Origin of the sequence: Massilia sp. WG5 (genome assembly GCF_001412595.2) — a bacterium.
Lineage (GTDB): Bacteria > Pseudomonadota > Gammaproteobacteria > Burkholderiales > Burkholderiaceae_D > Telluria.
Genome location: NZ_CP012640.2, coordinates 4965066 through 4979364, shown reverse-complemented (window position 1 = coordinate 4979364; position 14299 = coordinate 4965066). Strand labels below are relative to the sequence as shown.

Genomic DNA, 14299 nt, shown 5'->3' with positions numbered 1-14299 from the left:
TGTAAGCGTCGCCCCACCACCGTCTTGAGAAGCATACCGATTTGATCGATGATGACTTCACCTCGCTGGGAAGCGACGTGTTGTTCAAGCAGGGCTGATCTGCTGAGGGCAATTCCAGGGCAGTAGTTCGTCAACACGGTTGACGGGATGGTCGGCGATCTGCGTCAGCACATGACGCAACCAGGCTTCGGGGTCGACTCCGTTCAGCTTGGCCGTGCCGATCAGTGAGTAGATGGCGGCAGCACGTTCGCCGCCGCTGTCGGCGCCAGCGAACAGGTAGTTTCGTCGGCCGATAGCCACGCCACGCAGCGCGCGTTCGGCAGCCGAGTTGTCGATTTCGATGGCGCCGTTGTCGCAATAACGCAGCAGTGCTGGCCACAGGTTCAGGGCGTACAGGATGGCTGCCGACGTATCGGATTTGCGCGAGAGTTTTTCAAGCGAGGCGCGCAGCCATTGTTCCAGGTCGTCAAGTAACGGGCGCGCGCGCGTTTGTCGCACCGACCGGCGCTCGTCGGGTGGTTTGCCGCGGATCTCGGCCTCGATCAGATACAGTTCGGCGATCCGGCGCAACGCCTCTGTCGTCAGCGGCGATGGGCGCGCCACGTGCAGATCGTGGAACTTGCGGCGCGCGTGCGCCCAGCATGCCGCTTCGTCGATTCCGCCGCTTTCGTACAAGGCGTTGAAGCCGGCGTAAGCGTCGGCCTGCAGTACGCCCTCGAAGGCGGCCAAGTGCGTCTGCGGATGGATGCCTTTGCGGTCTGGTGAGTAAGCGAACCAGACCGCCGGTGGCGTCAGGTCACCGGCTGGCCGGTTGTCCCGCACATAAGTCCATAGCCGCCCGGTCTTGGTTTTTCCGTTGCCCGGCGCGAGCACCGGCACCGGCGTATCGTCAGCGTGCAGTTTCTGCGTCGCCAGCACATGCTTGCGGATCGCGTTGACCAGTGGACGCAGCAGTGCGCTGGCGGCACCGACCCAGCTCGCCAGAAGTGCGCGGTCCAGATCGACGCCTTCGCGTGCATAGATCACGGATTGGCGATACAGCGGCAGGTGGTCGGCGAATTTGGCCACCAGCACATGTGCCAGCAAACCAGGTCCCGCGATGCCGCGCTCGATCGGACGGCTCGGCGCTGGGGCCTGGACGATGGCATCGCAGCAGCTGCAGGCCAACTTCGGGCGCACATGGCGGATCACGCGGAAACTCGCCGGCACGAATTCGAGCTGCTCGGCCACGTCCTCGCCAAGCTGGTTGAGGTTACCGCCACAGGCAGGGCAATCTGTCGTCGCCGGCAGATACACTTTTTCGTCGCGCGGCAGATGTTCAGGCAGCGGCTTGCGCGGCGCACGCTGGCGCGGTGCGCGATCGGCGGCCGGCATTTCCCGTTCCGCCTCTGCATCGTCTGCCTGCAAGTCCTCAAGCTGCAATTCCAGTTGTTCGATCTGATGATCGAGCTTCTCCGACTTGCGTCCGAACTGCATGCGCCGCAGCTTGGCGATCCACAATTTCAGATGCTCGATTTCGGCGGCGCGCGTGTTCAGCTGTGCTTGCAGGCCGATAATCTGTTCGTCGCGTGCCAACAGCAACGCCTTCAGGGCATCGATGTCGTTGGGGAGTTCAGCGGCGGTCAGCATGGACTGAGTTTACGCGAGGGTGCGCACGTTTACAAGGCTGACGTCGGCCGCCAGGTGCGTTCCGGCCGGCGCCAATCGATCCCTTCGAGCAGCATCGACAACTGGGCCTGGCTCAGAGAGACACTGCCACTGTTCGCCTGCGGCCAGACGAAGCGGCCTCGCTCGAGTCGCTTCGCCAGCAAACACAGGCCATCGCCGGACCACCATAACACCTTGAGCATGTCGCCACGTCGACCGCGAAACACGAATACATGGCCGCAGTATGGATCTTCGGATAACGCCGTTTCGACTTTGGCTGCCAGCCCATTCATCCCGGCACGCATGTCGGTAATGCCGGCGGCAAGCCAGATTTTGGTACCGGCGGGCAGGCCGATCATGTGCGTAGACTCTGGAGGACCAGCTGAAGCAGCGCGACATCGGTCCCGGCGCTGACGCGGACAACGGCGTCAGCGATGACGATCTCGATAGGGCGTGCCGGCGCCGTGGCACTCGGAAGTACGGGAAGTAGCGGCGTGCGCTGCACCACCACGGGCACCAAATGCGTCGACTGGGGGCCTGCTTCGGCCATCAGGCCAGCGCGCAGGTCGCGGCGCCACTTGAACAACATGTTCACGTTGAGCCCATGTTGCTGCGCCAGCTTCGATACCGATACACCGGGCTCGCACGCCGACGTCGCCAGCCGGCGCTTGAAGTCGACAGGATAATTTGGGCGTCCTTTACGGTTGCCTGACTCGCCAACAGTGTCCATAGTAGCTCCCGTCAAAAAATAACGGGAACTACTTTCGCAGAGTGGATCAGCTACGTACAGACGGTGCTGGGAGGGCGCTTACTCTTCACTTTCCGCATAGTCGCCACTTCCCAACAATACAATCTGCGCAAATATAGGGCGAACAAGGCGCTAGGACATCGTATCATTCAGTTCCGACAGGCAACTGATTTGTTGTGAAGGCTGCTAAAGTTCTTGTTGTGCTCAGCCAACGAGAATAGCAAAATCTCAATTTTCCTACCTTGCTTTTATCTCTACGCTGGTAAGAGTGCTGTGAACCATGTTGTCCGCCTACCCACTGTTCATACCTCGTGCGCACTTGTTTAGCTTTATTGATAAACCAACGTCATGTCCTCAATACTGCACAGCTCTGTGACTTGATAGGCTCAGTAGCTTCGTGACCTGGCATACCGCTACTACAATGGAGAGCTGGCTCATTCGATTGGAATTTGAAGTAGGAGCGAAACCATGCCATACCAACGTGACATCCGATGACAGGACACTCGCTTAAGTTCAAGGCAACGTTCCTTGCGCTACTAATTACTGCCGTGGTCGTCCTCGCCACGTCCCTCGAAATCTTTTTGGATTACCGTGATACCGAGGAACGTAGCTACGGGACAGCTGCGGACATTACGCGAGTGGTCGAGCGGCAAACCCGCGACACTGTTACCTATGTGGACCATAGTCTCGATGCCGCATCGAACTTGCTCCGGGTTTCGCGCTCAGTAGGAGGTATTCGTCAACCAGAAGTATGGAAGGTACTCCGCGGCTACTGCCTTACTTTGATTGGGTGCCGTGCCATTTGGATTGTGGACTCGGACGGAAAAGTCGTAACGCAAACTACCGACAGAGAAGCAACTTATGATGTTTCGGACCGGGCTCTTTTCCAGCGCGCTCGTGATACACGAAAGCGCTATATCGACATGGCGATGGTGTCACGTTTGCCCGGGTCTCCTATCCTCTTTAGTGTGTCAAAACCAGTCTACGACTCTGAAGGCAGTTTTCTCGCAGTGGTGGTGGTTGGGATGGAAACCACTCAGCTGACATCGTTCTTTTCGTTGTTTGGCTTTTCGGTTGAGCCGGCCGTCGCGGTTTATAAAAGCAATGCAGGCTTAGTTGCGCGCCATCCAGGGATGGCTGAGCACGTCGGCAAGGTGAACTCTACAAGTAAGGTCTTTACAACGCTCCTGCCGAAGTCGCCTGCAGGAACTTTTGAGTCCTTGTCCCCACTGGACAAAAAACAGCGACTAGCCGCGTACCGCGCCTTGCCAGACCTTGACCTAGTGATTTTTGCAGGTGTTGAAAAGAAGTCCGCATTTGCGCCATGGCGCGCACGAACGCTGCGCCACCTTACGATTATTGCGGGAGTCTTAGTGCTCATATGGAGCGCGCTGTTTGCCGCCTATCGCCCTATCGCTGAACAATCCGTTCTCCGCGCTGAAAACAGTTACCTGGATGACCTAGCGTTCACAGACTCGTTGACAGGCATAGGCAACCGCCGTCTGTTTGACAGTACCCTTAAACGTGACTGGAGTAAGCACCTTCGTACTAGCGCACCGCTATCAATTGTGCTTATGGACATCGACTGCTTTAAGCAATTCAACGACCATTATGGACATCAAGCTGGGGACGATTGCTTGCGCCAGATTGCGCAAGCTATCCAGGGTTGTCTACAGCGTGGGGAGGACTTGTTAGCGCGCTACGGTGGTGAAGAATTTGTTGCCGTGCTTGATTGTGGTCGTGAGGCGGCTGTCTCAATCGCAGACAGGATGCGGCGCCAGGTTGAAGCCCTCCACATTCCTCACGGCTACTCCGAAGCTAGCTCGGTCGTCACAGCTAGCTTTGGTGTGAGCAGCACAGAAGGCGTCCATGTACAAAGTGTAGACGAACTAGTGACATCAGCAGACACTGCGCTCTACGCAGCCAAAGCAAGTGGCAGGAACAAAGTAGTTTCTGCGCATCCCCTATCTCATGCTGATAACGCAATATAGTTGCTGTCCCAATCGTGTACGGCAGGTTCCTCTACTATACTGAAGATGTGCCGTCACTTAGGTGACACCCTTAACTGGCACATTAGCCCAGTGGTCCTCGCTGGGCTTTTTTTGCCTCGAGGACGCTCAAGCACCTTTGACCGATTGGTTGCTCTCAAATGTCTGTAAAAGTTTAGTTAGTCTCGTGAACTCAACTGGCTTCAGCAAGTGTGCGTCGAATCCAGCTTCGGCCGCCTGCTTTTTATCACCCTCTTCCCCCCACCCAGTCAGCGCTATCAGGATTGGTCGGTTATTTGCTGGGTTCGCCAGAATTCTGCGTGCTGCCTCATAGCCATCGATTCCAGGCAGACCGATGTCTAAGATGACGATGTCAGGTTGTAGAGCCTCTGCCGTTGATACGGCCGACAAACCGTCATACGCTAGCTCGACATCTTGGTCCAACGTGCGTAGAAGTTCAGCTAAGGTGACTGCGGCATCCTGGTTATCATCTACCACCAGAAACTTCTTTCGCGTTGAAAGCGACGGAGTTTCAGTACCGACAGATTCAGCCTCAGTACTGCTATTTGCTTCGCAAGGTAAGTGCACTACGAACTCACTACCTTGACCTAAGCCGGCACTGAATGCTTCAACTTTCCCTTCGTGCAGTTTGACTAGGCCATCGACCAGCGACAATCCGATACCCAAGCCGCCTTGGCTACGCTGCGCGGGATGAACTACTTGAGTGAAGAGATTGAACACTTTGGGGAGCATCTCAGCTTCGATGCCGATACCTGTATCGCGAACTCGTACCAAGTACTCACCGTTGCTTCGCTCGAGCGTAACGTCAATCTGCCCACCGGCGTTGGTGTATCTTGCTGCATTGCTCAGCAGATTAGCGAATACCTGCAGCAGTCGTGCCGGGTCAGCAAACAGCTCTGACGCCTCACCTGGAAGATGCAGAGATAATGTGTGCCTGTTCGCTTCTACTTCTTGGCGAGTACTTTCAACAGCGTCAGTTATAACGTTGGCCAGATTGACGATTTGCTTTTGTAGGACAACTTTGCCTGTGGCAATTCTTGATACGTCCATCAGGTCATCTACTAGTCGCGTAAGCTGGGTGGCCTGACGATTCATTAACGTCATTGTTTGCTCAACACGCTTTTTGTCGTCTATCACGAGCCGCATCAAGCTCAACCCGTTAGTGATAGCAGCCAACGGGTTACGCAGCTCGTGCGACAGCGTAGCCAGGAATACGCTTTTACCTTTATCAGACTGCTCTAGGGTGCGATAGAGCTGTGCGTTATCAATGGCAATAGCGGCCCGATGCGCCAGGTCCTCCGCCAACTTGATGTCGTTGTCGTCATATAGCCTACCCGACTCTGCGGCGATAAAAGATACAGCGCCAATGACCTTACCGTGTACACGAAGCGGCGCCGTAACGTACGACCTTAAGCCCAACGACTTCAGTAAGGCTAGCTTTTCAGGTTGAGGCGTATTTGCCTCGACCATCTCTGTAGTGATTTCTCGAGCGTACTCGACTTGGCCGTTCCGAATCACGTTCCATACGCCACGTGGTGCATGCACCTCAGGAGGAAACTGCTTGTGAAGCCGTTTTGCGAGCTCTACCTTCTGTGGGTCCACATGGGCCAGCGCGACCTGCTTAATCGACCCGTCTTGCTGGAGCAGAAACGCGGTACACCAGTCAGCAAAATGAGGTACTGCAAGGTATGCCAGACGTTGCAGCGTTTGGTTCGGGTCAATCAGCCCAGCTAATTCAGCGCTTGCATCGGCAAGGAACTGAAGGTCAGCTTCCGTTCGCTTCCGTTCGGTAATATCCGTGCTCACGCCGACCATGTGAACTGCTTCGCTCTGTTCATTCACTATCATGAAGCCTCGTGCCTCAAGCCAGTGAATGCTGCCGTCAGGCCAAGTTACTCGGTACTCTGCATGCGCATTTTGGGCCGTTTGCAAAGCTTTGGTCATGATGTCCGCAAGTACCAGCTGGTCTTCTGGATGCACGTAATCCAGATAGCCAGCTAGTGGCATTGGCAGAGGTCCTTCGGATGCCGGCAAGCCATGCACTCCTGCCGCGCCATGAAGCCAGATGATTTCGTCAGAGTCCAGGTTCCATTCCCATACACCCATCCTGCCCGCGTCTAGCGCAAGCTGGAGCCTAGCTTCATTAGCTTGGGTAAGCTGCTCCTCTTGCTTCTTCAGGTAAGTGATGTCGCGGCCGTTTGCATAGACCATCCCGGCCTCTGGAGCTGCATGCCAAGCAAACCAACGATATGAGCCGTCCTGGTGCCGCAACCTAACTTCAAAACTTTCGAGCGGACCTTTGCTTGCGGCAGCAATGGCACCGACTGTTGCCTGAACATCGTCGGGATGAACGAAGGGCTCAAAATAGTGTCCCAGAAGGTCACTCTCACCATAGCCTAGCGTTGTTGTCCAAGCAGGATTGATTGCGTGGATGACTCCATCGAAGTGAATTTCTAACAGCAAGTCGAGAGAGTTTTTCCAGATAAGGTCGCGCTCGCGAGTGCGTTCAACCACTTGCGTTTCAAGACTAGCAGCATGTATTTCTTTTCGTGTCTCGTTGAGCTTTTGGTCGGTTCGGTCACGCAGCACCTTCAGAAATCCGACGACCTCACCAGTAGCTGCTTTCAACGGCGTCATCTGACCAACCGCCCAGAAGCGCTCTCCCGACTTACGCAAATGCCAGCGTTCGTCAGGCGAGAAACCCTCTTGCAAGGTAGTCTGCATCTCGATTTCCGGGCGACCGCACGCCACGTCCTCCGGAGTGAAGATACGATGCAGCCTAAAACCTAATGCTTCCTCCTCGGTCCAGCCCAAGATACGATGTGCACCTTCGTTCCAGTCAGTTACCACTCCCTGAAGGTCTGTCGCGACAATAGCGAAGTCAGTCGCGCTATTGAAGATTTGGCGGTGCCGGTCCTGCGCGGCCAACATTGAGTGCGCGACTGTGTGACGGTCTAGTACTAGCGCTGCAGTTTGCGCAATCAGGGCAAGCATCCCGTAGTCATGGGCATCCAAGACTCTTGGCTGCTCAAAGTAGCAAACTACACCGCCCGCAACTTGGCCAGTGCCAAGCAGGATGGGAGCTGACCAGATGGCGCGTAAGCCATTGGTAAGTGCGATTGCTCGCCATTCAGGCCACTGTGACTCCTGTGCGATATCAACCAAATGCCTTTCCTCGCGCTCCTGTCCAAACGGCTCAGGTAACACAGGCGTTGCATGACCAGTACTGTCTTCGATAGCTCCACGATACTGTGCCGGCAGCGTCTGCAAAGCTACATGCTGTAGCCGTTGAGACGAAGCGCTTTGCAGAAGGAAAGTGAGGTGTACTTTGGCGTCCGCTAGTCCTTCGCACTTCAGAGCAAAATCACCCAACACTTGGACAACCGTAGAACCAGCGTCAACTTGTTGGAATGCCTCGCGTTGATAGCCAAGCAAGTCAACTACATCCGCCGAGAAAACAGGACGGGTCAAAGACGAATCGTTCATCATCGAGAGCTTTATGACGGCACAAATAAGCGCAGAGGCACGCTGGCCGGACAGTATACAACGCAACATGCTGTGCCCGTATGTACCTCCGGCCTTCCACCTCATTTGTGTCGTTCGAACCTCGATTGAGGCCGAGAGGTCGGCACCTGCAAAGCCTTACTGCCTGGGCCTGGCAGGACCCCAGCCAGACTTCGGACGGATTTGCCTGTCCCTACCTCACCTCTAGCAGCTGCCCAGTGCGCGTCCATGGTATCCCGCTTGACGCTTCGCACCTTCTCGGCCGCGGGGTGTTGAGCCCCCTCCTCCGGTAAGCGGTATACGAATGAGTTTTAGCCTTTTAACGCCGCCCCAAATTTGACGAATTTATTCACGTCTTTTTCCATGTGGGTCGTGGTGACAGTCAAAATTAGAGTAAGAATATTTGAACCCACCGAACAAAAACCGAGCATTTATTTGACAGATTTGATTCTACTATCGTGCTCTGTATGTCTCAGACTCATGGTATCTTAAAGTCATGTCGATTTTATATCTACTTAGTTTCCTATAAACAGGACTACAGAGTCTTTAAAACGGTCTTTAGCTTGAGAACGTCGTCCTTAGGATAGCTTTTGTCATCGGGGTTTTATCGACGGAAAGCTTGATTAGAATCCGCTTTATGCTTCGAAATATTAAATAAAGTTTGAGCTATAACGTAAGGTATCTTTATGACTTTACATTTGAGCAGGACCATTCTAACGCTACAGAAAGCGAGAAATTTAGTAGTTGGGATAATGATGGTTTTTGGAAGTGCTGCTGCTTACGCACAAGCTGCGCAAGGTAATGAAGCTATCCCGGCGTTTAAGAAGCTCGAATCAATCGAAGCTCGAGTTCAAGGTTGCGTGACTTGTCATGGCCAGCAAGGTCAAGGTACAGGTAACGGGTATTTTCCGAGGATTGCCGGTAAGCCGGCGGGATACCTCTACAACCAACTCGTTGCTTTCCGCGATGGCACTAGAAGTTATCCCCCTATGAACTACCTGGTGGCCTACCTGCCAGACTCGTACCTGAAGGAGATTGCTGCTCACTTTGCGGCTCAGCGACCAGCATTTAGTAACCAAGCAGCTACTCCGGTAGACCCTGCGGTCATCCAACGCGGCCAAACGCTTGCGACAGCTGGGGACTCGTCAAAAGGTATCCCGGCATGCATCGCGTGTCACGGTAAGAATCTGACCGGCATGCAGCCAGGCATACCAGGTCTGGCTGGCCTGCGGCCGGCGTATGTTGTTGGCCAGCTCACAAGATGGCGAGTCGGCGAGCGTCGTGCTGCAGAGCCTGATTGCATGAAGCGGATTGCATCACGCCTTTCCGATACCGACATCACCGCGGTCGCCGCTTGGCTGGCTCATCAGACGCCGCCTAGCGATGCTTCACCTGAGCCCTCAAACCTTGTTCGAATGCCGCTCGCCTGCGGTAGCCAACGGTAAATCGTATGCGTACAAGTGCCCGTGTTTCTATAGCCGCAATTGTCCTCGGCCTGCTAGTGATAGCAGCGCTATACCTCCTTCGTCCTGGTGCGCTACCCCATGGAAAGGATTCTCCACATCCTGCCTCGAATGACATCATCAGTCGGGGCGAATACTTGGCCCGGGCTGGCGACTGTGTCGCATGCCATACCATGCCAAATGGTCCTGCGTTTGCGGGTGGGCGGGCAATGCCAACGCCTTTTGGCAATCTCTACGTTCCGAACATTACACCTGACGATGAGACGGGCATTGGTCAATGGACGCCAGACGACTTCTATCGAATGATGCATACGGGCGTTTCAAAGGATGGGACTTTGCTTTATCCTGCGATGCCTTTCGCCTCTTACACACAGGTGACCAGGACAGATTCCGATGCGATTTTTGCCTACCTGATGTCGGTTACGCCGGTTAAGCAGAAGAACCGCGAACACGAGCTCCGATTCCCCTACAACAACCGTGAACTTCTCCTAGGTTGGCGAACCCTTTACTTCAAAGAGGGCGAGTACAAGCCTGACCATAGTCAATCCGCAGAGTGGAACCGTGGCGCATATCTGGTCAAAGGTCTGGGCCACTGTGCGATGTGTCATACGGCTGTGAACGCGCTTGGCGGCTCAAGTGAATCTAAAGCGTTCGAAGGCGGGATGATTCCAAACCAGAACTGGTACGCGCCCTCACTGACGTCGAACAGAGAAGCCGGCCTCGGAGACTGGAAAATCCAGGACATCGCGGACCTCCTGCAAGTTGGTGTTTCTCACCGGGGGACCGTCTATGGACCAATGGCTGAGGTCGTGTACAACAGCCTCCAATACCTGACGGATGAAGACGCTAAAGCAATGGCCGTCTACCTGAAGGCCTTACCGCAAAAGGACAGCACGCCGCCGCCGTCGAGCCAGGCGCGACTCGTATCTCCAGAGATTATGGAAGTTGGTCGACGTGTCTATGCAGCCCAATGCGCGGTATGTCACGGTGCCGAAGGACAAGGCCAGGCGCCCTCGTATCCCCCGTTATCCGGCAACCAGTCCATCACCATGGAGTCACCGGTTAACTCGATTCGCATGGTACTGAACGGTGGCTACCCGCCTGGTACGCGTAAGAACCCACGTCCGCATGGCATGCCCCCGTTCTCGCACATCCTCAATGACAACGAAGTCGCTGCCGCGGTCACCTATATTCGCGTTGCTTGGGGCAATAACGGCACTCCAGTGAATCCAAGCCAAGTGAACGATTTGCGCAGACTCCTACCGGAATAAGCCATGCAAACTCCTTACGAAGACGACGAAACTGAGCAAAGAAAAATAGACGAGATTGTTGCGCGCGGGCCTTCAGGAGCATTTGCCGTAGCCGGCGTCGCGACGTTCATCGTCACTGCGATTTTCTATCTCTTTTATGTGTTCGTTTATTTGCCTAGAGGCGCAGTGCAATGACACCACCGACTCAACCTGGACCGTCCTCTGATACACACCATCTTTCAGAGAGCGTTGCAAATGCTGCAGAACGTCGATGGGCAATCATCGTCGTCCTCATCATTGCTTCACTCTTGGCGATGATGATTTTCACCGGGCTGCACTGGGCAGCAATGCCGCCGTCTCGCGTGGAGAGCGTCGACGTAAAAACACTGCATATCAAAGGCGAGTTCGTCGAAAGTAACCTGGGGACATCCCTCGAAAATGATGGTCGTGTGGTTGTGCGCCTCATCGCGCAACAGTACTCATTCTCTCCGCAGTGCATCGTAGTCCCGGCAGGCCAACCGGTTACCTTCCGCGGCACGAGCACCGATGCAATTCACGGGTTTGTCGTTGGCCGCACGAATGCGAACACTATGCTAATCCCTGGGTTTGTCTCGACGTTCACAACGACCTTTCCCAAGGAGGGAGAACAGTTAATGCCGTGCCATGAGTACTGCGGCATTGGACACGAGGCCATGTGGGCTCGCGTCCAAGTTATCCCTCAAGAAGAGTTTCTTGCTAAGGTCAAAGCATCTGAAAGGCTGAACTGTGTACAACGCTAGAAAACTAGTCTTAGCCCACTTCTGGGTCGCGTTCGTAGCGTTTTTTGCTGCAATCGTTCTAGGCGAATGGCAGATGTACATTCGCAGCCCTCTTCATGCTTGGGTCAACAACCCTGAGCACTATTACAGGTCCGTGACGGCACACGGCACTGTGATGGGCTATGTGCTCCCAACGCTAGTGGCTATGGGGTTTGGCTACGCGATTACTGAGATTACGTTGAAGCGTCCACTGATAGGGCTACGGTGGGCCTGGATTGGCTTCTGGCTCGTTATATCAGGTACGTTGATGGCTGCGGCAACGACTGCGTCAGGTAAGTCGTCAGTACTCTACACTTTCTACCCGCCGATGATTGCAAGTCCCTTCTACTATCTCGGCATCGTGCTCGTTGTCGTCGGCTCCTGGATTTGGGTCGCGCTTATGTCCATAAATCTGCGGGCTTGGAAAAAGGCTAACCCTGGCGAGACAGTACCGCTGGCGATGTACGGTAACGTCGCCGGGGCATATCTTTGGGCTTGGACGTCGGTGGGAGCTGCAAGCGAAATCCTGATTCTCGTCCTACCAGCGTCACTAGGGCTGACCGACACCATCAACGCAGGTCTAGCTCGGGTTTTGTTCTCCTGGACTCTTCACGCAATCGTCTACTTCTGGCTCATGCCGGCATACATTGTGTTCTACACGATGTTTCCACGTGCGATTGGCGGGCGGTTGTACAGCGACACCATGGGCCGTGTGGCGTTCGCACTCTTCTTGGTATTCTCAATGCCTATCGGTATCCACCATCTTTTTGCGGACCCGCAGGTTGGCTCAGGCTTTAAGTTCGTGCATGCCGCCATGACCGCTATGGTCTCGATTCCTACTCTGCTGACTGTCTTCACCATTGTGGCGACAGCGGAGGTGGTTGGACGACTGCGTGGCGGGATTGGACCATTTGGCTGGGTAAAGTCGCTACCATGGTCTAACCCAATGATGTTGGCGGTGACTTACGCATTCATCATGCTTGGCTTCGGTGGCGCTGGCGGGCTCATCAACATGAGCTACCAGTTGAACGAAACCATTCATAACACCCAATGGGTAACAGGACACTTCCACCTGATTTTCGCCGGCGCCATCGTGAGTATGTATTTCATGGCTGCATATGAACTATGGCCGCAACTACGCAACTCCGCGCCGCTGTCTGTATCGCTCATTAGAACGCAGCTGACCCTTTGGTTCGTCGGCATGATGGTATTGACCATGCCGTGGCACCTGGTCGGCTTGCTCGGCGCTCCTCGCCGCATGGCCTACTACGACTACACGAACCCGGCGCTCCACCCACAAGCAATCACTGTAACCATTTCGACCATTGGCGGATTACTACTTGTAATTTCCGCTGCGTTGTTCCTCTACATTTTGGCTTTCGCGAAGAAGCAGGCAGCACCGGTTTCTCCGTTCTTGTTTAGTAAGGCAGTGCATCCTCACACGAAGACACCTCGAGCTTTAAACGGCTTTGGTCTGTGGGTAGCAATGATGATTGCTCTTACTGTAGTCAACTATGGATACCCAATCGCACAGCTGGCTGCGACGCCTAACGCATATGTGCCTGTTATACCGATTGGAGAACGCTAATGCGTGAACATGACACTTCCGCACAAACCAACCGGCTTGCTCGAGTGAGCATTCTCGGGCTTATCGCACTTACTCTATTTTCGCTGTTGATAGCATTTGTTTTGCTTCCTTCCGCACAACGCGACTACCGCGCGGCTGGCATCTGGGACAGCATTTGCCGTGCTGCCGGTGTCCCGACATCGTGGACGAACTCTAGCGGTGAGCGCGCTGGGCCAGTTGTCGCTACAAACGTCGTGCTACTGCCTGAGATGGCTAAGCAGGCGCCATCAGACTCCATCGGCCGTGGCGCGACGTTAGCCCTCAACTGCACGATGTGTCATGGTGCGCAGGGTCTCAGTCGGTCGGACGCACCAAACCTGGCTGGCCAGTACCCGGAAGTGGTCAGTAAGCAGCTTGTAGACTATAAGAGCGGCAAGCGTGCCAATCCCATCATGACCGCTCTAGCACAGAACTTATCTGACCAGAACATTAAGGACCTCTCTGCTTATTACGCGAGTCTCCCTAAGGCTAGGACTGCTCCAACGACTTACGATGAGGCTCTTCCAGTTCTTGTTCGCAATGGCGACCCCATGCGTAACATCGCACCTTGTATTTCCTGTCACGGTGGAGTTGACCAGAAGCTTGGCGCCCCGTGGCTCGAAGGTATGCCGAAAGAGTATCTAATTCAGCAGTTGGCACTCTTTAAACGTGGCGAACGTAGAAACGACGGAGAGCTACAAATGCGCAACGTTGCACGAGCGATGACACCTCAGGAAATCGACGCCGTTGCGACTTTCTATGCTCGCAAAGCTGCGCCAGGTCGCGACTAGTGCTAAGAGCTGCATGAGAGACCGTTTACCACTCCTCGCCATAGGGTTCGATGGTAAGCGCACATACGATTGTTACTAGTCACCGTTTAAGCCATCACCTTACCAAAACGCGACACCCCCTCGTCGGCTGACGAAGAGCGTCCCACCTCTGACGACATTACTGTCACTGCTATACCTGCACCCAGACACGATGCCACGTGCTAAGGCAAGTTGAGTCTCGGGAAAATCTTGGGTTACCTTGGCACTCGTGTCTATTCATTGAAAGTGTCGGGACAATCATAAGTCAGGCTTTTTATATGGCAAAGCTGACATATCCCATCTTTAAAATGCCGAATATGTCACGCTGCCCACATATCAATTCTGCCAATTTCTGATGTACACTCGTTTCTAAAGCCGGTTATCGGCAAAATCATCAATTCCGAACCAGCAGTTGTTTTTTCTCATATGCAATGAAGGTACGGCTTTGCAATGAAATTGCAATTTG

At 54.5% G+C, this 14299-nt stretch carries 11 protein-coding genes; 7 read left to right on the top strand and 4 right to left on the bottom strand.

From position 1 onward, the window contains the following. Positions 1 to 84: 84 nt before the first annotated feature. Genes AM586_RS22300 through AM586_RS22290 form a run of 3 tightly spaced genes read right to left on the bottom strand, consistent with a single transcriptional unit; the run spans position 85 to position 2377 of the window. Positions 85 to 1629 carry an IS66 family transposase gene (locus AM586_RS22300; protein WP_047824940.1) on the bottom strand — a complete coding sequence of 515 codons (1545 nt, stop codon included), beginning with the start codon at positions 1627 to 1629 and terminating at the stop codon, positions 85 to 87. Between the two features lie 29 nt (positions 1630 to 1658). Continuing rightward, positions 1659 to 2006, bottom strand: a complete 348-nt coding sequence (gene tnpB, locus AM586_RS22295; protein WP_047824939.1) for an IS66 family insertion sequence element accessory protein TnpB — start codon at positions 2004 to 2006, stop codon at positions 1659 to 1661. Beyond that, entirely contained in the window at positions 2003 to 2377 is a 375-nt protein-coding gene (locus AM586_RS22290) for a transposase (protein WP_047824938.1), read from the bottom strand. Before AM586_RS22290 ends, tnpB begins: the two co-directional genes overlap by 4 nt. A gap of 509 nt (positions 2378 to 2886) precedes the next feature. Between AM586_RS22290 and AM586_RS22285 the strand changes: the two genes are divergently transcribed. Then, complete coding sequence (locus tag AM586_RS22285; protein ID WP_082439455.1) at positions 2887 to 4386, top strand: sensor domain-containing diguanylate cyclase; 1500 nt, start codon at positions 2887 to 2889, stop codon at positions 4384 to 4386. Between the two features lie 126 nt (positions 4387 to 4512). Here AM586_RS22285 and AM586_RS22280 read toward each other — a convergent pair whose 3' ends face one another. After that, complete coding sequence (locus tag AM586_RS22280) at positions 4513 to 7893, bottom strand: PAS domain S-box protein (RefSeq protein WP_162600573.1); 3381 nt, start codon at positions 7891 to 7893, stop codon at positions 4513 to 4515. Positions 7894 to 8660: 767 nt separating this feature from the next. On the opposite strand from AM586_RS22280, the gene AM586_RS22275 reads away from it, so the two are divergent. Genes AM586_RS22275 through AM586_RS22255 form a run of 6 tightly spaced genes read left to right on the top strand, consistent with a single transcriptional unit; the run spans position 8661 to position 13815 of the window. Continuing rightward, positions 8661 to 9353, top strand: coding sequence for a c-type cytochrome (locus AM586_RS22275; protein ID WP_109370508.1), 693 nt, complete (start codon positions 8661 to 8663; stop codon positions 9351 to 9353). A gap of 5 nt (positions 9354 to 9358) precedes the next feature. After that, entirely contained in the window at positions 9359 to 10642 is a 1284-nt protein-coding gene (locus AM586_RS22270) for a cytochrome c (RefSeq protein WP_082439453.1), read from the top strand. A 3-nt stretch (positions 10643 to 10645) separates the two neighbouring features. After that, a complete protein-coding gene (locus AM586_RS28650) occupies positions 10646 to 10816 on the top strand; it encodes a hypothetical protein (protein ID WP_197416472.1) in 171 nt (56 codons plus the stop codon). Next, complete coding sequence (locus tag AM586_RS22265; protein WP_047825712.1) at positions 10813 to 11400, top strand: cytochrome c oxidase subunit II; 588 nt, start codon at positions 10813 to 10815, stop codon at positions 11398 to 11400. Before AM586_RS28650 ends, AM586_RS22265 begins: the two co-directional genes overlap by 4 nt. Then, on the top strand, positions 11387 to 13006 hold the full coding sequence (locus AM586_RS22260) for a cbb3-type cytochrome c oxidase subunit I (RefSeq protein WP_047825711.1): 1620 nt from the start codon (positions 11387 to 11389) through the stop codon (positions 13004 to 13006). Before AM586_RS22265 ends, AM586_RS22260 begins: the two co-directional genes overlap by 14 nt. Beyond that, positions 13006 to 13815 carry a cytochrome c gene (locus AM586_RS22255; protein ID WP_082439452.1) on the top strand — a complete coding sequence of 270 codons (810 nt, stop codon included), beginning with the start codon at positions 13006 to 13008 and terminating at the stop codon, positions 13813 to 13815. The genes AM586_RS22260 and AM586_RS22255 overlap by 1 nt, the downstream gene beginning before the upstream one ends. Positions 13816 to 14299 lie beyond the last annotated feature (484 nt).